Annotated in this window: 19 protein-coding genes; 11 read left to right on the top strand and 8 right to left on the bottom strand. The window is 58.5% G+C overall.

What is annotated here, in order from left to right:
* The first annotated feature begins 243 nt into the window (after positions 1-243).
* Positions 244-534 (top strand): hypothetical protein, encoded by a 291-nt coding sequence (locus tag QQJ96_RS06490; protein WP_284331154.1) that lies wholly within the window; start codon positions 244-246, stop codon positions 532-534.
* A complete protein-coding gene (locus QQJ96_RS06495; protein WP_284331155.1) occupies positions 531-1,109 on the top strand; it encodes a Cap15 family cyclic dinucleotide receptor domain-containing protein in 579 nt (192 codons plus the stop codon). Before QQJ96_RS06490 ends, QQJ96_RS06495 begins: the two co-directional genes overlap by 4 nt.
* Positions 1,110-1,376: 267 nt before the next feature.
* On the opposite strand, the gene QQJ96_RS06500 is transcribed toward QQJ96_RS06495, so the two are convergent.
* The 8 genes from QQJ96_RS06500 to QQJ96_RS06535 form a co-directional block, all read right to left on the bottom strand.
* Entirely contained in the window at positions 1,377-2,057 is a 681-nt protein-coding gene (locus QQJ96_RS06500; RefSeq protein ID WP_284331156.1) for a hypothetical protein, read from the bottom strand.
* 731 nt (positions 2,058-2,788) lie between these two features.
* Positions 2,789-4,201, bottom strand: coding sequence for a serine/threonine protein kinase (locus QQJ96_RS06505; protein ID WP_345782696.1), 1,413 nt, complete (start codon positions 4,199-4,201; stop codon positions 2,789-2,791).
* A gap of 333 nt (positions 4,202-4,534) precedes the next feature.
* Positions 4,535-5,470, bottom strand: a complete 936-nt coding sequence (locus QQJ96_RS06510) for a hypothetical protein (protein ID WP_284331158.1) — start codon at positions 5,468-5,470, stop codon at positions 4,535-4,537.
* Between the two features lie 201 nt (positions 5,471-5,671).
* Complete coding sequence (locus tag QQJ96_RS06515) at positions 5,672-6,211, bottom strand: hypothetical protein (protein WP_284331159.1); 540 nt, start codon at positions 6,209-6,211, stop codon at positions 5,672-5,674.
* 135 nt (positions 6,212-6,346) lie between these two features.
* The gene (locus tag QQJ96_RS06520; protein WP_284331160.1) at positions 6,347-6,763 is read right to left on the bottom strand and encodes a hypothetical protein; all 417 of its coding nucleotides are present in this window, start codon (positions 6,761-6,763) and stop codon (positions 6,347-6,349) included.
* A gap of 15 nt (positions 6,764-6,778) precedes the next feature.
* On the bottom strand, positions 6,779-7,204 hold the full coding sequence (locus QQJ96_RS06525; RefSeq protein WP_284331161.1) for a hypothetical protein: 426 nt from the start codon (positions 7,202-7,204) through the stop codon (positions 6,779-6,781).
* A gap of 27 nt (positions 7,205-7,231) precedes the next feature.
* On the bottom strand, positions 7,232-8,254 hold the full coding sequence (locus tag QQJ96_RS06530) for a T6SS phospholipase effector Tle1-like catalytic domain-containing protein (RefSeq protein ID WP_284331162.1): 1,023 nt from the start codon (positions 8,252-8,254) through the stop codon (positions 7,232-7,234).
* Positions 8,255-8,604: 350 nt separating this feature from the next.
* On the bottom strand, positions 8,605-10,221 hold the full coding sequence (locus tag QQJ96_RS06535) for a hypothetical protein (protein ID WP_284331163.1): 1,617 nt from the start codon (positions 10,219-10,221) through the stop codon (positions 8,605-8,607).
* A gap of 635 nt (positions 10,222-10,856) precedes the next feature.
* Between QQJ96_RS06535 and QQJ96_RS06540 the strand changes: the two genes are divergently transcribed.
* The 9 genes from QQJ96_RS06540 to QQJ96_RS06580 form a co-directional block, all read left to right on the top strand.
* Entirely contained in the window at positions 10,857-10,991 is a 135-nt protein-coding gene (locus tag QQJ96_RS06540; protein WP_284331164.1) for a hypothetical protein, read from the top strand.
* A gap of 349 nt (positions 10,992-11,340) precedes the next feature.
* Positions 11,341-11,631 carry a hypothetical protein gene (locus QQJ96_RS06545; protein ID WP_284331165.1) on the top strand — a complete coding sequence of 97 codons (291 nt, stop codon included), beginning with the start codon at positions 11,341-11,343 and terminating at the stop codon, positions 11,629-11,631.
* Between the two features lie 1,409 nt (positions 11,632-13,040).
* Positions 13,041-14,318, top strand: a complete 1,278-nt coding sequence (locus QQJ96_RS06550) for a DegT/DnrJ/EryC1/StrS family aminotransferase (protein WP_284331166.1) — start codon at positions 13,041-13,043, stop codon at positions 14,316-14,318.
* Between the two features lie 20 nt (positions 14,319-14,338).
* A complete protein-coding gene (locus tag QQJ96_RS06555; protein ID WP_284331167.1) occupies positions 14,339-15,250 on the top strand; it encodes a family 3 encapsulin nanocompartment shell protein in 912 nt (303 codons plus the stop codon).
* Between the two features lie 2 nt (positions 15,251-15,252).
* Positions 15,253-16,320 (top strand): sulfotransferase, encoded by a 1,068-nt coding sequence (locus tag QQJ96_RS06560; RefSeq protein ID WP_284331168.1) that lies wholly within the window; start codon positions 15,253-15,255, stop codon positions 16,318-16,320.
* Positions 16,298-17,131 carry an SDR family oxidoreductase gene (locus tag QQJ96_RS06565; protein ID WP_284331169.1) on the top strand — a complete coding sequence of 278 codons (834 nt, stop codon included), beginning with the start codon at positions 16,298-16,300 and terminating at the stop codon, positions 17,129-17,131. Before QQJ96_RS06560 ends, QQJ96_RS06565 begins: the two co-directional genes overlap by 23 nt.
* 25 nt (positions 17,132-17,156) lie before the next feature.
* Positions 17,157-18,008: a class I SAM-dependent methyltransferase gene (locus QQJ96_RS06570; protein WP_284331170.1), complete on the top strand. Its 852-nt coding sequence runs from the start codon at positions 17,157-17,159 to the stop codon at positions 18,006-18,008.
* A gap of 42 nt (positions 18,009-18,050) precedes the next feature.
* On the top strand, positions 18,051-18,746 hold the full coding sequence (locus QQJ96_RS06575; protein ID WP_284331171.1) for an iron-containing redox enzyme family protein: 696 nt from the start codon (positions 18,051-18,053) through the stop codon (positions 18,744-18,746).
* The coding region (locus QQJ96_RS06580) for a condensation domain-containing protein (RefSeq protein WP_284331172.1) at positions 18,743-20,294 on the top strand (1,552 nt) is incomplete at its 3' end. The genes QQJ96_RS06575 and QQJ96_RS06580, both read left to right, overlap by 4 nt.

A 20,294-nucleotide genomic window follows, 5' to 3' on the forward strand; every position in this document is an offset into this window, starting at 1 on the left:
CGCGTACCACCTGAGCCATGCAGATAGCTAGAATCGGGGCTTAAGACGAGATCGGATCCGATCGTTCCGTCGACCTAGGGTGGACTTGCGCAGGGAGGGGCAATGCAGGACTTGAGGGAACTGCTTTACCGGGTTCAAGGCAAGGCGGGGCCGGCCTTTTCGGGTATAGGGGTTCTGGTTTGCGACCAGCCCGACCTTCTGCCGATATGTTCACTGCGACCACGCTCGGCGCCACCAAGTCACGTGGCGACAGACGACTACCTCGCCCATATCAGTACGCTCACCAGCGAATTTCACGATGGGTTCCACGTAATATCAACACAGGGGCAATTGCTGAAGATCGCGCAGTACTTCTCCCCGCCGATCGTCACCAATGCTGAGATTGACTATGGAAAAGTATTTGGAGGGCGCTATCTCGCGGCGCTCTTTGGATCCGCCTTATCACAAGTGACTGCGGCAGGTATCGCAAGCAATGGATTCGGCATAGCGGTGTTTCGCAGAGGAGTAGAAGTTCATTTTGAGGGCACGACATGATCAACCTTTTGCCATTCAATCGCCTGGTGACCTGGATCGCGATAGGGTATGCGGGTGCGCTCCTACTGGCGGCAGTCATTTCCGGATCTCCGCTTAACTTTCATGTCGTCTTGCGGAATGGAACAACGCTCTATCTGGTGCTAATGCTGGTGACGTCGGTTGGCTGGAAGTACATCTGGAAAAAGTTTCCGAGCCTCAATCAGCGATTCTTTCCGCTCCTTGAGGGTGAGTGGGACATGACGATTCACTGGCGACAAGGTCAAAAGTGCGGAGTCGCGAAGGCAAAAGCGACCATCAAGCAGACGTTCTTGGCGATCAGTATGGAGGTCTCGGCGGACGACTCAGACTCCGAGACATTGATGGCGCAACCCAAGAAAGACGCAGAGTCGGGAAGACCTATTCTGTACTACGTCTACCGCGTCACGCCTAAATTGAAGACTGAAAAAAGCCCCGCTCCGTACTTAGGATCGGCGATTCTCAGGTTCTTTCCTGCCAATGGGGTCGGACAGCTCAAGGGCAACTACTTTACGAGCGCACGAACCGACGGACACTTTGAGCTGTCTCGTCCTGCGTAGATTGTGCGCACCATTCTCCAGCCCAGGTCTTTTCGCGCCAACCCTACCGTCACGGGCATTTGGACAAATCGCCGGGAACGCCGGCTTTAAGGAGTCACGAAGAATCGATAACGATGAGAGTGCATGGACTGCAGATGTGGGGCGGGTTCAGGCCCTGTTCCTGACAAACCACTGAGTTCGCGAGCGCTCTGCAGCCGGGAGTGCTGTCATCCCCGACCACAGGGCGCTCAACTCTGCTGAGCCGAATCCCTTCGAATAGGCTCCGCGCTAGCTGCCGTTGGCAAGCTCGTCGAACGTCAGGTCCAGATCTTCGTCGTTGGCAATGCGATGCGTTCTCCAGCTGAGACTCCAGTGTTCGTCCCCGAAAGCCCAGCTCAACGCAGAATGATCCGGTAGACGACCGCGACCGAAAAGCATCACGCCGTCGACGACCACCGACAGGTGGCCACTCAGACCCTGGGCATCTTGCAGCAGAAAGTCTTCCATCAGGTACCACCATTGCCCCCGACGCACGAAAGACAGATGACGTCCACGATGGATAAATTCAGGACCTGCCGGAACAGCTTCTACATCAGCGCGACTTAGTTGATGGCGCGCGAGAAACTCATCGATCGTAGCCCACGTGACGGATGGCGGTGGATCGATTCGACCCTCACACACCGCCCTCCCAAGCGTCATCACGAGCTTCAAACGGTCGTCAGCCCAGAAGACGAAATGGTGCACTATCGCTGCAAGTTCATTGATCTCAGCGGCATCCATTGGAAACTTAGCACACAGGCGAACCTGGCGCTGCTCGTCAGAGCTAACCGGATCAAGCTTGCCATCGTCTTTGGCGATCATGGCTTGCGAATAGGACTTTTCGACCAGCAGTTGCGCGACCAGGTCACGCCCATGCGACATGCTGAATTTCAAGCCACGAGAACGGGCGTAGCCGAGAATCTCGGTCACGAGAGACTTCGAAAAAAACAGAGGATGTGACTGCACGTTAGCCTCCAAGCATCGCCGGAATGTTGGGGCTCGATTAAACCAACCCGGCTGGGTGGCAACGTGGCGCACTGCGGATTCGCAGTGCAAATGGAATCGCACTAATGCTGTCGCGGTCGAGCCAACCGCCCCTGGCAGGGTCCGCTGGGCCCGTTAAGGACCTGCGCTCTAGGATGTAGCCTAACCTGGGCAAGCAGCGATAGGCAAGTTCCCTCCCACCGGCGAACTCGACAGGTCGATCCGCGGGGCATTCGAAGGCGTAGCAAGCCATTCGCGTACTGCCCATCGAAACAGCCTAAGACGGTGTTCACCGAACAAGCTTTACCCGTCTCCATTGAAAATCGGCCTATCGGGCTATCCTCAACTCTGAAACCATGTTCGACGAAAAAGGCAACGTTTTCCTTCGTCGTGGACGTTAGCGTCAATTCCCGATAATCAAAAGCTCGAGCAGCGGCCTCCATGTTGCGAATCAGCTTCGGCAGCAATCCTAGGTCGTGATGTGTCTGATGTGCTGACTTCCTCGACGGTTCGGCGATTGGCCGGGAAGGGTCCAAAAACGCAACGTCCGCTAGTTGACCCATCCCGAGTGTCCCCTTACCCACGATAATATGAGTGAATCGCTTACTGGCACGTCTACCGCTTTCCCGCTGATGGATTTTGAAATCCACGTGATTGTCTGGCCGCCTTGCCCTTTTCTATTCGATTAGTTTCAAGAACGAACGGCGAGAGGCAACCTTTCTGACGAAGGCGTCAAGTACCATCGCAAAAAAAGCACCGGAATGGCGACCCACTTCCTCGATCAGTCGCAGCGAGTCCGCAGCTGGTCCGCGATAGTAATCGCAAGGAGTGCCGTCAACCCTGGAGGTGCAAATTACATCCGCTCCATCCAGCTGAACCTTTTGGTAGGCCATTACCTCAGTGCCTCCTGTTATCTGCCGAAACCGTATAGTCGTGACCCATGCGTCATTTTCGCGAAGCGGGCTTCCCGCCATCATGATCGGCTCGATATGCTGAGCCGCCGCAAGCGTGCGAATGCGTTGTTCGAAGGCCACGGCTGCTTCTCGCATTGACATGAGAATAGTGTGGCGTTTAGCAGTCTCGTGCTCGCGCATCATTTCCTGGTATCGCTCTATGGCTGTCGTCATAACAGCAGTGGATTCAGTGGGCATTGGATCAAGAATTTCCTCCAGGCGCTCGATTAGGCGGCCGGCCGATTGAAAGCGGAAATTTGGTGTAAATTGGAATCCAACATCAAAGAGACTTGTCAGCCTGAGCATCCTAGGGTCATCGCGCGTGGCGACTGGAAAGGCTTCGCGGAGGTGTCGGTGGGGCGGCAAGCCGTTTCCTCCGAAAGACAGCGTCCTCGGGTATGTGGCAGTCAGCAGATAAAACAGAATTCCCACGACGAACGTCACGTCCGACCGCGGGTCGTCACGCGGCTGACCGGCAGCCATCTCTGGCAGGCGGAGAAAGCGGTTTCCAAGCTCCTGCCCTGCCCGTGTGGCATGGTCACCCTCGCGATCATCGGGAGGAAGCCAGGCGATGCCAAAATCGACCAGAAAGAGCTCGCCACTAGGGTCAATAATGATGTTTTCCGGTTTGATGTCGCGGTGTAAGACATGGCTGCCGTGACAGCGCTCCACGATGCGTGCTAGCGACAACGTGAATTTCAGTGCTCCCTCGATCGATAATGGTCTCTTGAGATATTGCTGAAGGTTGACGCCATCGACCCAAGCCTGAACAAGATAAAGTTCTTCCTCTTCGCGGGCATGCCCAGTGTTCGAGTCGAAGATCGCAGGCACACCCTTGCCCATTACCTTAGCCAGGCCGACAACTTCCTGCTTCATCCGTCGTCTGCGTTCTTCCCGATCCACTGGATCGGGAAGCATTTCTTTGAGCGCACCGAGCCGACCGCACGTTTTTCCCCGGACTTGTTTGATGGAGCCTTGCCCACCTCTACGCGGATTGACGTCATCAACTATGATCCATCGTTCCATCCAAGGTAGAACTTGACTCTCTAATTCCATGGTCTTCAGGGGCAATGATAAACAGTGTAGCCAGCATAGCGTTTCAGAAAGCAGTATGGGCGAACTACCCCTGATAACCATCGCTAATCGCCGTACCAAGGTCCACTTCCGGCCAGCGGCAGGTATCGAAAAGTGAACCTGTTGTCACCCTGTTGTCGCTGCCCAGGTTTGCCCAACCCGATTACATCGGTCAAGAGCACCCCATCCGGTCAGCGAAAGGCTATTTCATAGGCTTCCAGGACTGCATTTTTAATTACTGTTGCAAATTGGGACATGATTTAAAACGCGCGGGATCATGAATACCTGGTTTTCTGCGCTGACCATACGCGCGCGGCCGAACATAATTAAGTCAACCTGATGCCGTTTCTTCTATTACGTCTTTAGTGATGACCCATTCCCTTTCGCGAGGTCTTTTTACATAAGACTCATTGCGGTTATGAATAATATTGTCATTACAGTCAATATGAATATCAGCATTGACGAATATATGCCTATCGCCCCGCCCCTTGGTGTTCCTGCGGCCGCAAGCAAATTAATGGATGACTTTTTAATAAAACTTAAAAAGCAAGATAATAAATGTGACATCATAATAAATAACAATGATAGCTGACTTGTAAGCGCGCAATAAAAAACTACAGGCTCTGGGATGAAATAGGTTGAAAACAAGCCCCTCGTCGTTACGTGGATTATGGTCGGGGTGTTAAGAATGTTCAATAAAGAATCAAATCCGTCAAATGGCCTATAGGGCATCGATGGAATAGCGTCATTGGGCGCCAGGTCCGCATAAAGTCGAAGCATGTCTATATAGCGCATAAAGTAGAGCCCGATCGTAAAAATGAAAAATGAAACTGAAATCATCACAATATAGATTGCTATGAATTTTAGGGATAGAAAGCCGTTTAGCCTCCCAATTCCTATTCCAAATCTAGTTATTGATATAGCGGCAAAGTCAATCAATAGAGTAACAAATATGGCTTCACAGAAATAATCATGAAGAGATTCCATCATTAAGGACGACATGGGTTTTGTGAAGGCTTGTATGTCAACCCCTCTGTTGTGAAAAAACCATAAGGAGAGGTATATGAGCGAACTTAGGAGTGTGTAGATTGGTATTGAAGCGAAGGATTTCATTGAAAAAAATACTTTTCCAAAGTAGCCTTCGAAAATTGAGGCCCAAACACCTGCTGCCTGCTCTACAGTGGAGGATCCGAATGTATGGCCTCGCAATTCATTAATAACTCCATCTCGCCACTTTTTCGTCGTAGCAGAAACAGCGACAAATATCGACGCTCCAAAAGCAAGAACACCAAAAATGGCTGCAATTATTCCCATACGATCAACTAAGGACATTGCTCTTCCTCATAAAATAGGTTTGCCTGGCGCGTATCTATCGACATTTTTGTTGCGTTCTTGAGCTGCGGCCAGAGAAGGAACACTGATGCGCCTGACAACATTGAGTAGGGGTCATGGTGATTCATCGTTCATTCATCATGTAACTGCTGTCACGTGATGCAAGAAGGCTATCGAAGTACCGCCACGCGTGCGTGATCGCTACTCACTAACAGTTATGGAGCTAAATCTTCCATTTCTGAAATAGTAAAGTGTGGAACCTGCCTCGATGGCTTCGTACAAGACGGAATCCAGAGAAACGGCAATTTTCTTCCCGGTTACGTCCACATATTTGCCCGGTGGTGCTTTTGAAACAACCGATAGATAAGCAACTTCCTGGGGACCACTTAAAATGCTAATCGAATGGATGCCCTGGCCATCGTTGAGGATCAACAACGCTTGCTGCAATTCATGATCTCTTTTGAAGATGGTCACTGCATAGCTTTTGTAGGCCTTCGATTTTAGCTTTGCCTTAAAAATACCTGGGCAATCGGTCCCGTGCTGCTTGATCCAAAGGTCCCGATCTTCGGCGCGAAGATCTTCCAAGCTGACAACCTGCCAACCTGAATAGCTTCTCTGCAATTCGGCTTGTACTTCGGGAACTGTGCACTGTGCGACTGCGTGCGCCAAGCGAACGGCTAGCCCACAACTAAGAACAGCCATTCGAAAAAAAAGCCGAAGTGCAATCGTTTTGCGATTCATAAGCTCAGCATCGTTATCAAATTATCCCCTCAGGCATACGTGTTGCACACGCCTGAATACCCTTTTTTGCGCGCTGCCCAAACGCTCTCGGTCGGACAGAATTAAGTCAACCTGGTACCGTTATTACGATCTTGATTACGCCCGCTCGACTATGTAACGCAACTTTGAAACGTCAATCGTCACTTTGCGCCTCGTTGCCCATCGACCAGCCTCGTCAATGGCAGCATGAATGGCATTTTTAAGGTAGATGATCGGATCCGATGGCACTTCTTCGGGCACTGCCACCTGGACCATTAGTAAAGCTCTCGACTTGGAAAATCGACCCGTTCGAACTCCAGCAAACTCCGGCTTCAATATATTTCCGGGAGCCTGAAACACCACATTTAGATTCAATGGTGCTTCGACACCCCGTCGTGCCTCCTCGATACGATTGGTCAAATCTGTAATCGCATCGTCCCATGGCTTGTTGGCTAAGGTTGAACCACCAATGATCGAACCAAGGGAAAGAACCAGCGTCTCTTCCATCTCGTCATTCACGTCTACGGATTTCATGGAACATATCACGCCTTATCGATGCAAATTGGGGCATCCATGATTTAAAACGTGTGGAATCCTGGGTGCCAGGTCTTCCGTGCTGACCATAGGTGCTCGGCCTAACACAATTAAGTCAACCTGGTACCGTTTTTCCGGATTACCTTCGGATGGCGAGACACCATCCTGCGCGAGCAGTTCGGTGGAATTGAGATTGACGGGTTCATACCACGCGCCGCTTGCCGGGTCGTAATCCACGACCTCCACGTATTCGCCGCGCGGGCCGGGCTTCAAGTTGGACTCCCAAGGCACTTCGATAATCGCATGGTTGATCGCCGCTGTATCCAGTTGCAACGATAAGCTCGGGTCAAAGGCGTAGCCGCGAAGCCGTCGAAATGGCGGTCGATTGGTCAGTTCTTGTGGTGTTGCGGTGAGAAAATCCTTGTTCAGACTCGACAACATGGGACAGCTCCGTCGAATGCTTCGTGGCTACGATTGGCTCGAGGTGGCTACATTGGCGGGACGATAACGCATCTTGGGATCGTTCATTCGAGAAAAGGCTGAAGAATGGATGCTCTCGCAGCTATCAATGCCACGACATACGGGACGCGTTACGGGCCTCAATAAGCGGTACGTCAGCGTCATTGAATTCGCCAAATAGGAGTCGTAATGGGGTTCAAAGAACGCCAGATAGTGCTGGTCGAACTCCATTCCCAGTCCTCTCGCTTTGTCGGCCATCCAATGCAGTGCGCCGTTGGCCAACCCGTCGGGGGTGTAGCCACCGCCTACGTTGCAATGTACACCCGAAAACCACACTTGCTCGAGAACACCAGCCCATCCTACGGGCCTCTCCCAGATGCTGGGAAGGAAGGGTTTTCGTCGCTCGTCAATCGCCAGCGCTTGGTAGGCATGGTGAATGTGCGACGTCAAACTGATGTCGTGATATTTATATTTATTGGCGTTGAACAACTGCCCGAGCAGACCCGGCGCTCCCAACGCACCGACCGTATCCCAGACACCGATCATACGAATGGGCGGGCAAGGTCGCAGATGTCTGGTATGACGGTTGGCTTGTGCCCATAAGTCGGTGCCCGGGCCCTGCTGTGCCACGTAGCAGGCATACAGGTCTGGCACGAAATAATCGTCCCCTTTTTCGATCAGTCCCGCGAAATTCATGAACCCACTGAGCGTTCGAACGGTGAAAGCGCCACGGCTGAATCCAAACAGATAGAGCTCATCACCGGGCGCGTAGTTATACACAATGGCGCGATACAGCTCGCGCACATTTTGTTCGACGCCACTGCCGAAAGCCCCACCTGTCCATTTGTCCAGCCCGTGACCGGTGCCTACGCCGTCGTGATAGAACACCACTTGGTCAATGCCGTCCGCTGATTGCGGTAGCACGGAGCGCGCTAGCTTTGTGACATTAGTCGGACGACGCTTCTGCTTGGTCTCGCCAACCTGGTCACGAATGTTCCAGGTGCCGTCAGCACAGATGATCAGACGCTTCATTACCCCCTACTCCTATAGTCCGTTTATCGCCGATGAATCGCGATGCCTCTAAACGGGAGGCGTCTCAACCGCCTTGCGGAGTTCCAATCTATTGCGGAAATATCTTCTCTCACGTAATGCATGCTCTCCGAGTATGTTCCTCAATTTAGGACGATGAAAAGGTATTGGAAACGGCTCGTAAAAACATCGGAAAGCAAATCGAGGCTCATGAATCAGCTTGATTGTTAAATAAATTGCCGTCACAAGAGCGCCTCCCGACGATTCGTAACTGTGCTTCTGCGCCCATGCGCCATGCGTAACCAACTGATGCGGCTAATTTGATTCCTATTTTCCAAGGAATAACAGTGAAGCTACCAGAGCCATCCTTCTTCCCATAGCCACGGAAGAACCTCTTCATGCGGATAGTTGGCCGTAGTCTCGGCGGTGACCACGGAAAATGCGTCGAACGCTCGGGCATTGGCTAGTGACACCTGTTTATGCGGATAGCCACTAAAAAGCTTAACTACTTCTTCATGAGGATGTCCGTAACGACCAAATGGGTTGGCATTCATCACGTTGAAGGGCGCGAAAAGTTTCGACGCGGTGTACTGAGATGAATTGTTCTTGGATCCATGATGCGGAACCTGGAGAACTGCAAGCCTCTTAATGCGGTTGCGCGTAAGATGCGTCATCAGTTGGTCGACAGCTTCGGCATCCCGAAGCCCGGCATCACCAGTCAAAAGAAAACCATCACCATTTATGCCCTCGTGATAGAGATTTGGCGAAGCAAAACTATCGTATACATAGCCCGCACCAACTTTGGCACAAGTTAAACCACCACGCTCAGTAATGGCTCCCATATAGATCATAAGAGAGATAGCATTCTTCTCTTCTGCGGTCAGACCCCGCTTTCTATCTAATGCCGCTTCCCTAGAAGGTCGTTGTGCTCGCTTCTTTGCTTTGTGCATCTTTGCATAGACGAGCGTCTTGAGCTGTCCGATTTCACGCTCCATCTTCTTTTTTGTTTCGCCTAGCGTCTTCTTTGCTGCCTTCAGCGCTTCATTTTCCTCGACGAGCAGTGCTTCCATCACCTTCTGCTGCTGCCTTAGGGGCAAATTTACATTGATAAATACACCATCCTTGGACAGCTCGGCATCAGCAACTTCTTTTTTTGCCGCAACCACATCATTTTGCGCCTGCTTCACGCTATCATCAGCAGCACGGGCGTTTTCCGTGGCTTCGTTGAAATCATCCCGCGCTTGCCAGATATCTTTGAGTTTACTTTCCAACTCAGAGTGGTCCTGCGTTGCGAAATTCAACAGTGTGCGAGCCGCTGCATCCACATAAGGAACCAGCTCCCACATTTCCGTCCGGATTAAAGGGCGGCCGCTAGAAATTAGTCGAAGCCCTCCTTTCCCTGTTGTATCAGGACGCGTCTGCTCACCGTAGTCGCTCTCCGGGAGTGCAGTAGTCGTGTTATCGCCAACATCGTCTGACTCTTCTTGCCCCGGAGGCTCTTGGCTCTCGGGCGCGTCAACGAGAACGATCTGGGTAACATCATCACCACCCATTCGATTGACGTAACGCAAGGGGTCATCCGCAAAATCCAAGAGCTCCACCGCGCGTGTCATATTTTCTTCTGCCAGATGTTCTAATACCGCGCAAAGACGAACGAGGCGCGGCAAGTGAGGCATCAAAATTCGGCGAAATTTATAGCGCGTAAGGAGCGTGGGTAGCCCGCTGATATGGTCTTTATCAAAGTGCGATATGACCAGGACGTCGAGCGCCTCTTTCGTCGTCCAATCAGTGGCTAGATCATGGACGGATGCGTCGATAATTTCTTTCTTGGCATCCGCTCCACAATCGTAGACCCACCGAAAGTGCTTGATTGGCCCCTGGGATGCGAAGTCTTTGATTTTGACCTGGCCCCGAATAAAGGCACCCTGCCCCACCGGCCGAAACTCAATACGTGACACGACCATTTTCATTCTTGCGTCATCCTTGTCATTTTGGCCCCTTCAACCATGTGCCATGAACTCCATCCCCACTTCTACCCTCTTACTTTCGGGTCAGGCACGACCAAGCCTTGGCGCCCAAGCTCCGCCCGCGAGAGATGTCTTGACCGGATAGCCTCTGATTGAGCCAGCCGTTTCTGCGATTCCCGGCATCATCTTTAAGACGCTGTTTGTCAAAATACTGTGAAGAAAAATTTTTCCGATCGCTGTTTGAGGGAGGCTAATTCAAATGATTGACGCAAGCGTCAAATTCCGCAAGTCAGCGGACTTTTTCGACCGTCTGTAATCAAGTTATGGCCGAACTGCTACAAAGTTGTCCGCGTTGCGATCGGGTTGGGGTGGCGCAATGGATGGGTAGAACGAAAGTCAATTACTAGCCAGTGATCATAAAAGGCCAGCATCATGTCGCGTCGGGCCAATTTGTTGTTCGCGGCACATTTTCGGCGACATCATCACCAAGCCTTGAAGGCCTCAACGCCACGCTCGTCTTACTTCTTCAAGTTCACTTTTCTTGCGTACAAAACTTCTCATCGGGTGAAAGCATGGGGGCCCGAGGAGTATCGCTGTACTGATGCGACTCGTGGATGACATCTTCAAGGAGAGAGGTCATGCCATCCAATCCTGCTCTGATCGACGGCGAAAATCGTTCGGACACAAGCAGTTTGCACGGCAACCTGAATGAGGGGATCGAAATTGGTGGTAAGGACTGTCCGGCCCAGGCGACCTGGATGGTTTGCGAGTAGCTGCCCCAGCGCCTTCAAAGAGGGGCGCAGGTACCATCCGGCCAGGTCTGCATCCAATTCCTTACATGTCTCCGAAACTTTCCAATTGGGTACCTGAGCTTGGTTTGACTCTGGGGCCGGGGGTTTGCGTGCCTGAATTACCGCCTGGCGAATCACGTCGTTGGCTGCGTCCTGCCCTCTGAATGCTTGCAGTTGTGTAAATGCAATTTGATAGGCATCTCTGGCGTCCCGTGCATCACGCACCGGAACGAACGCTTGCGGTGAATCGCTCAGCGCGTTCTCAACAAGAGCAAGGACGCCGCTAACACCCGGCACGCCTGGGGTATCGGGGGACGACGACGGCTGGGTGATGGTCTACTGGCAGGGCAGCCCGGACCGAAAAACTGAAGTCTCTGCAACCTTGTTCGCAAGTCAGGCTGTCTTGCGCTACATCGAGCTTCGTAGCTCAGGCCTGCCACCGGATGCCTTTCGGAGAGAACGGGACGGCCTCGCCGAACATTTCAGTTACAAGACTGGCGCATCCCTTTACTTCGCTGAGGGATGGATGGAATCTGAAAATGCCGCCACGATGAAACGATGGGGAGCCAAGGTCTTCGGTGTACTGGCTAGTGTGTTGGCAAAACACTTTGGAGCGCCGTAACTTCCGTAACGTGTCTGATCCCACAGCACATAAGCTTCATTGCATTATTTATCGAGCCATCGCGCACGCACTAAGTCGGCGAGCGCCTACATCGTAAATCCCTGCCACTTGCTATGGTCAGATTGTCACCGGCGCCATCTCGGCATGCTGGCCACGTCGGTGACCATTGCAGTAACGCAGTAAAAAAGCGCGGACCGCATGGGCTGGAACCCACACGATCCGCTGAATCACGACCAACTTGATAGGAGCTGATCATGATCTGCAGCGATGATACGACACACGTCCACCCCTCCGTAACCTTCTGGCTCATCAACGAGTCTCATCTATCTCTGAAGCCCGAGCAGGCCAAGCGACACGCCAACCTCATGAGGCTCGCTGGCACGTCGTTGGCGATGTGCGTCATTCGGAATCTCTTAAACAAGCACAAGTCGTCCCGCCGAACGAAGGCGGACGATGGATCAGCTGACGCAAGGCGGTTGAGTCCAACGCAAGTGCTAGGTTTGCGCGCTGCGCTTTACTTCCTTCGCGTGCATAGCGATGGACAGCTGCAAATCGAGCGGGACGAATAGGTCGCTCGTGTACGCGAAGTTCTTTGCGGCACACCAACTAGAGACTGGTGTGCCGCCAAAGAATCAGGCTGACGAAAAGCTATGCGGGCTATTTCGTTGCTGGCCCGTGCCGGGCTACCTCGGATGCGGATGCGAGCCCGGACGAGCAAATCGCGTATCGCGTTGCGTGTCTCGTCATCGAAGGCCCACTGCGCATCCCTGATTAGCGTCATGTCTCAGCTGCGCGATATGCAACTCCCTCTCCTGCTTGCGCGGGAGGGTTGGGGTGGGGTTGTACAAGCTTGCCGCACCGTTGAAGTTCATCGCGAGGTTGCTTCACCCCACCCCAGCCCTCCCCCAACTACACGTAGGGAGGGAGCAAGTACTCGCCAGCTGAGACATGACGCTAATCAGGTGCGCATCGGGGTTGTCGACGAGCTAACCGTCTACCCATTTCATGCCGATCATCTCGGCTCGGCCCGTAGTCAAGCCAACTCGAAGGATTGTCACCGCTGCGATCGTCCCCGGATAGCGCAATGATTAGTGCAGCAGATCACCTCGGATTATATGAGGCAGATCGTATATCGAATCCGGATATCCCATCCGGAGATCTCGAGTCCGCCTTATCCTATACCGCGGACAGCCACCACCTAGGGAATTCCCTAGCTGGTGTGACGCGGCGGCAGATCTAGACTCGGCCGATGACGTCGCAGTGTAGCGTTGCGCCATGAACCCTACCGAGCTTCCATCACGTTTGCCGCCACTGGCCGGCGCGGACGCGGTCTAGGCCCCGGCCGGCCTGAGCGTTTCCGAGCAGCTGCGGGAGATCACCGGCAATCAGCTGCTGAAGATGGGGAGCATATGGACGAATCGGTTCGCACATTCCCTTGGCCAACCTACGACAAGGGCAATGTCTTCGTCGACGATGAGGACCTGGTTGCGCCGCGCCAGGCGTTGGCGAATCGGCTGTATTTCCGATATGACTTTCGGGCGTACAACGATACCGAAACCGGCCGCTTCGAGGCCGCGCTCCGCAGCTACTTCGGCGTGTCGCACGCGCTCGCGGTGTCGAGCGGCACGGCGGCGATCGCCCTGGGCCTGATGTCGCTCGAGCTCGAGCCGGGGGCGCTCGTCGCGTGTCCGGGATTCACGTTCGCGGCGACGCCGAGCGCGATCGTGCTCGCCGGCTGCCGGCCGCTCCTGATCGAGTGCGATCACAACCTGCACTTCGACGTCGCCGATCTCGAGCGCAAGATGTCGCCGGCGGTGCGCGCGATCGTGGTCGTCCACATGCGCGGCTTCGCGAGCGACATGCCCGCGATCCTCGCCGTCGCCAACAAGTGGAATATCCCGGTCGTCGAGGATGCGGTGCCCTCGCTCGGCGTCGTCGCCGGCGGCAAGCACACCGGCACGTTCGGTGATGCCGGGGCATTCAGCACACAATCGGATAAGTCATTGAATACCGGCGAAGGTGGCTTTCTCGTGTGCCGCGATGCCACGCAGTTCGCCAAGGCGGTGGTGCTCTCCGGTGCCTATGAAGGGCGTTTCAAGCGTCACTTCGCGGGTCCTCCGCCCGAGATCTGCGATCTCGACTACCCACTCTTCAGCTTCCGCATGGACGAGATCCGGGCCGCGCTCGCGCACGCGGAAATGGCGCGCTTGCCGCGCCGACTGGAGATCTTGCGCAGCCATTACGATTATGTCGTCGATCAGATCGCGGACCTCGAGCGCATCAGTGTGCGCCAGCCGGTCTTCCCGGGCAGCTACCTGGGCGACTCGCTGATCTTCCGCCTCCCGCACGACAGTCATGATCACGTGGTGCAGGTCGCCGCCGCGCTGCGCAGCGAAGGCGTGGACGCGCGCGCGCTCGGGTCGGCCAACGATCCCAATGTGCGCTGTTTCTGGAACTGGCGGTTTCTGTTCCGCGGCAAGAGCCCGGCCGAGATCCGCGCCCTGTTGCCGGCGACCACGCAGCACCTGTCGCACGCGATCGACATCCCGATGTCGCCGACGCTGACCCGCGCCGACTGCGACGATCTGATCCGCGCGATCCGCAAGGTCATGCAACGTCGCGCGTCCTCGCACGCCGACCTCGCGCCGCGATCGGTCGACGTCGTCGAGATCGCCGAAGCCAAGTAACCCACACATCCGAGGCCACCATGCATTCGCTCCACTCTTCTTCATCGCTGGCCGCTGCATCGCTGGCCGCGCCCGCCATCCTGCCGTCCGCCGAGCCCGCCAGCCTCACCCCGGGCCAGGCGTTCGCCGAGGCGTACGCCGAGGCCGGCACGTCGGCGCGCGTCGACTTCCCGATCACGATCACCGACAGCTTCCCCGGCTTCCGGCGCCGGCCGCGGATCGCGATGCGCGCGCTATTCAAGACCGTGAAAGCCGAAGGCCCCGAAGCCACGCACTTCTTCGAGACCCGCCCCGGCGAGGCCGCCAAGCGCGTGCGCGACGAAGCGCTCCGCCTCGAGGCCGGCTTCGACTTCCAGTGTGGCAAGGTCCCGCTGCAACCGACCCGCGCGTGGGTGCAGGTCCCCGAGGCCCTGCTCGCCGATCCGGTCGCACTCGCCACCTTCATCGACTTTCGCCTGCTCGTCCGCCTCGGCACCGCCGAGAACCAGTCGCTCGCGCTCGGCAAGGGCGGCGATCAGATGCGCGGCCTGCTCGAGATGCCCAACCTCCGCCGCCTGCCCGCGCTCGCCGACCCGGTCACCTCGCTGCTCGCCGCATGCGAGCACGTCGAGCAGATGGGCGGCTCGGCCGATGGCATCGTGATGAACCCCGCCGATTATTTTCAGTACCTGTTCCCGCGCCAGGACGTGCTCATCGGGCTTGCCAACCTAGGCATCCGCATCGTGCGCACGCGGATGATCAACGCCGGCCAGGCGATCGTCGGCGACTTCTACGCCGGCGCGACGATCTTCGACAGCCAGCGCTCGACGATCGCGTTCGATCGCCCGCCCGAGGGCACGTTCGCGCGCGACGGCCTCGCCGTGCGCGGCGAGATCAAGACCGCGCTCGCCATCCACCTGCCCACCCACTTCTCGATCGCCGCCCTCGCCTGAACATGACGATCAAGGTGTTATCGATCAATGGCTGGTGCCGCAGCGGCAGCACGATCATTGGCAATTTGCTCAACGAGGTCGAAGGCTTCTTCCACGTCGGCGAGCTCCACTTCCTGTGGAAGAACGCGTACGGCAAGGGCTCGAACACCAAGTGCGGCTGCGGCCTCGACCTCGTGGCGTGTCCGATCTGGTCGCGTGTGCTCGAGCGCGAGCAGCCAGCGGCTCACACGCGCGATGCCTACGCGCGCGAGGTGTGCGCGCGGCAGGCGCGGAGCATTCGCACTCGGCACACCTGGCGCGCCTTGCGCGATGGCATCGCTTCGGAAGACCGTCGGCAGCACGCCGAGGCGATGGCGCGCACGTACCGCGCGATCGGCGAGGCGACCGGCTGCCAGGTGATCGTCGACAGCACGAAGATCCCCGGTGAGGCGGCGCTGCTGGAGCATGTCGAGGGCATCGAGGCGTACTACGTGCACCTCGTGCGCGATCCGCGTGCGACCGCGCACTCGTGGATGCGGCAAAAGGACTACGCCTACACGCTGTCGGCATTTCGCAGCACGGCGTACTGGCTAACGTTCAACCTCGCGTCGCGCGCGCTCGTCGTACGTTATCCGGAGCGCTCGCTGTTCGTGCGCTACGAAGACTTCATCCGCGAGCCGGCTCACGTGCTGCGCTCGCTCGTCGAGCTGGTCGGCGGCGATCCAAGCACACTGCCGCTGCACGGTCGGGTCGCCGAGTTGCAACCGAACCATACGGTGACCGGCAATCCTGATCGCTTCCGGTCCGGCCCGACGGTGATCCGGCCCGATGACAGCAAATGGCGCGATGAGCTACCCACGCGCGATCAGCTGACCACGATCGCACTGGCATGGCCACTGATGTGGAAGTACGGATACCCACTCATCGGCGGAACCACGCACGCACCTGCTGACGCGGCGCACACGCACGCCAACGCGGATTCTCATTCCCGCGACGACGCGACCTCCAGTGACCGCGCCGATTCCGACCACACCCACTCTCATCCTCAACCCCTGCCCCGGAGCGAACGTGGACCTCGGTCTGCAAGATAGAGTCGCGCTGATCGCCGGCGGCTCGGCGGGGCTCGGCTTTGCGATCGCGCACGAGCTGGTGCGCGAAGGCGCGCATGTGGCGATCTGCGGGCGCAACGCCGACCGGCTCGCTGCGGCGGAGCGCAACTTGCGCGCGCTGGGCAAAGGCCGCGTGCTGAGCGCGCGGGTCGATGTGCGTGACGACGACGCGATTCGCGCGTGGGTGGATGGCGTGGCGGCGGAGCTGGGGCGGCTCGACATCGTGGTGACCAACAATGGCGGGCCGCCGTCGGGACCGCCGCTGCGCTTCGCGATCGACGCCTACCGCGACGCGACGCAGACGTCCTTATTCCCGGCGATCCAGCTCGCGCTGGCTGCACTGCCGCACCTTCGCGCGCGCGGCTGGGGGCGATTGCTGATGATCGCGTCAGAGACCGTGGTGCGCACGGTCCCGGACTACACACTCTCCGGCGTGGCGCGCGCAGGGCTGGTGCGATTCGCGCAAGGCCTGGTCGCCGAACTCGGCGCATCGGGCGTGACGGTGAACGTGCTCGCGCCGGCGTACCTGCGCACCGGGCCAGTCGAGCGACTCGCCGCCCAGCTCGCGCCGCGCTACGCGGGCGATCACGAGGCTAGCGTGCGCGCGCAGGCCAGCCACATCCCGCTCGGCCGGATCGGCGATCCCGCCGAATTCGCCGCCCTCGCCGCCTTCCTCGCCAGCGATCGCGCCGGCTTCATCACCGGCACGGTGCAGCTCGTCGACGGTGGCGCGTGCGCGGCCGGTGGCTTGCCCGATCACCTCGCGGCCGTCGATCCGACGGCGGTCACCTGATCCTCTCCCTCACCTTGAGGCACGCATGATCACCTCCACCTCCACCGCCACCTTCACCGAGCGCGACGTCGAGCAGTTCTTCGACGCGAGCACGCAGAACTACCTGAGTTTCTGGGACAGCGAAGGCGTCCTGCACACTGGCTATTTCGCCGACGGCAACACGACCGACTACCACGCCGCCGCCGACGCCACGTCGCGCCTGCTCGGCGACGACGCCGAGATCACGGCGTCGTCGCGCCTGCTCGACGTCGGCTGCGGCTGCGGCAACTTCGTGTTCGCGCTCGCCCGCCGGTTCGCGTGCCAGTGCGAGGGCCTCGACCTCAGCCTCGAGCGGGTCAAGTTCGCTGTGCAAAAGCGCGGCGAGCTGCCGCCGGCGGTGGCCAAGCGCGTGAGCTTTCGCCACGGCAGCGCGACCCAGCTGCCGTACGAAGATGGGCAATTCACCCACGTGGTGAGCCAGGACGCGTTGTTTTTGATCCCCGACAAACCACGCAGCCACGCCGAAATGTTCCGCGTGCTCGCGCCCGGCGGTCGGCTCGCGATCTCCGACTTCCTGCAGCCCACGCTCGAGATCAGCCCGCGCGCGCGCAAGCACGTGTACGACCGCGTGCGCTGGACCTCGGGCTACTCGCTCGTCGGCTATCAGCAAGCGCTCGAGCAGGTCGGCTTCCGGGTCCGGCTCGCGCGCGAGCTGTCGCCGCACCTTGCACGCACGTACCAGGTGCTCGGCAAGGTGGCAACCGCGCGCGCCGCCGAGACCGCCAACCCGGCCGCGCGCGACTGGATGCTCGGCTTTGCAGCGTCGTGCAAGGAGATCGAAGTCGCGATCGATCAAGGCGAGTTCGCATGGGGCGTGGTCGTCGCGGACAAGCCCTGACTACCTTTTTTCATTTCAAGCTCTCGACAAGGAGAAGCAGCGATGATCCCAACGATTCGACAGGCGCTGATGAAAGACAATCGTCGCGCCGAGCTCATCAACCATCGGTTCTTCGCGCGCGTGAAGCACAGCCCCGATCTCGATCGTGGCCAGGTCGCGCGCTTCCTCGGTCAGTGGTGGCACCCCCTCCACTTCTTCCCGACCTTCCTGTCGCGCCTGGTCTCGAACCTGCGCGACATCGAGATGAAGACCGCCGTCTCCAAGATCCTGTGGGAGGAGCTCGGTGAGGGCAAACCCGACCGCGCCCACGAGCGGGTGTACGTCGACACGATGACCGCGGTCGGCTTTCCGGCCGAGGCGGTCAACGCCGCCGCGCCGCTGCCCGCGACCGAGCGCCTGGTCCAGCGCTACGGCGAGGCCGCGACGGACTGCTGGACCGGCCTGGGCTTTCTGTACGGCACCGAGGTCGCCGACCTCGCGATGGTGTCGGGCATCGGCGTGTCGGTGCGCCGGGTGACCGGCGAGAAGCAGCTGCCGTGGGTGACGATCCACGCACAGCAGGAGCCCGGCCACATCGAGAGCGCGCAGGAGGCGATCGCGTCAGAGTTGTCGGAGATCGAGATCCACAAGATCCACGAGGCCGCGCGCGAGATGTGGTCGCTGTGGATCGCGTTCTTCGACGCGCTCGACGCGGCGTTCGATGCCCGCGAGCACGCCCCGGAGCACGCCCAGGCGTGAGCCTCGCCCGCTCCCCGCGCTTCGTGCCACCGGCCCTCGTCCGCGCGCCGGACACGGTGGTCCCGCTGTCGTTCATGCAACAGCGGCTGTGGTTCATCGAGCAGCTCGAGCCGGGGAGCGCGGCGTACAACGTGAGCGTGATGTTTCGCCTGCACGGTCGCCTCGACCGCGCGGCGCTGCGCGACGCACTGCAGGCGGTGGTGAACCGCCATGCCGCCCTGCGCACACACTTCACCGACGTGCTCGGCGAGGCGCGACAGGTCGTCGACGACGACTTCGTGCTCGCGATGCCGATCGACGAGGTCCGCGAAGCGGACGTGGCGGCGGTGGCGCGCGGCGAGGCGCAGCGCGCGTTCGACCTCGCGACCGGGCCGCTCGTCCGCGTGCGCCTGCTCGCGATCGACGGCGGCGATCACGCCCTGATCGTCGTCACGCATCACAGCGTGTGCGATCAGTGGTCGGTCGGCATCCTCATCGGCGAAGCGGCGGCGTTCTACCGTAGCGCGGGCGCGAGCCTGCCCGCGCTCGCGGTGACGTATCCGGACTTCGCGGTGTGGCAGCGCAGCTGGATGACCGCCGACGCGCTCGCGCCGCAGCTCGCGTACTGGCGTGCGCAGCTCGCCGACATCCCCGACGGCCTCGATCTGCCGTCGGACCGCCCGCGGCCCGCCACCCGCTCGGGGCGCGGCGCCCGGCTGTTTCCGCGCCTGCCGCGCGGCCTGGTCACCTCGCTCATCGACTTCAGCCGTCGCGAGCGCGTGACCTTGTACATGACCTTGCTCGCCGCGTTCGACACCCTACTCTGGCGCTACACCGGCCAGTCCGACGTCGTGACCGGTGCGCCGATCGCCGGTCGCAACCGTCACGAACTCGAGGGCCTGGTCGGCTTCTTCGCCAACACCCTCGTGCTCCGCGTCGGCGTCGACGGCGAGCGCAGCTTTCGCGACCTCGTCCAGCGCGTGCGCGCAGTGTGCCTCGACGCGTACGCGCACCAGGACGTGCCGTTCGAGCAGCTTGTCGACGCGATCAAGCCGACGCGCGACCTGAGCCGCACGCCGATCTTCGAGGTCATGTTCGGCCTGCAAACACCGTTTCCGCAGGTCGAGCTCGGCGAGTCGACGCTCGCGCCAACCCTGCTCGACGCAGGCACTGCGACCTTCGATCTCACGGTGTCGTGGGAGCTGCAGGACGGCGAGCTCGCCGGCTGGGTCGAGTACAACACCGACTTGTTCGACGCGCCGACCGTCGAGCGCATGATCGATCACTACCGCGTCCTGCTCGAGGCCGCGGTCACGCGGCCCGACGATAGTCTCGCCGCGCTGCCCTTGCTTGGCGCCGCCGAGCGCGATCGCGTGGTCTACGCGTGGAACCGCACGCACACGTCGCCGCCGCAAGTCACGCACGTGGCTGAGCTGTTCGACGCGCAGGCCCGGCGCACACCGGACGCGATCGCGGTGCTCGCCGGCGACGAGCCGGTCACGTACCGCGAGCTCGATCAGCGCGCCGAGCGCTGGGCCGCGATCCTGCGCGCGCGCGGCTGCGGGCCCG

This window comes from Dyella flagellata, from assembly GCF_030160275.1.
Taxonomy (GTDB): Bacteria; Pseudomonadota; Gammaproteobacteria; order Xanthomonadales; family Rhodanobacteraceae; genus Dyella_B; species Dyella_B flagellata.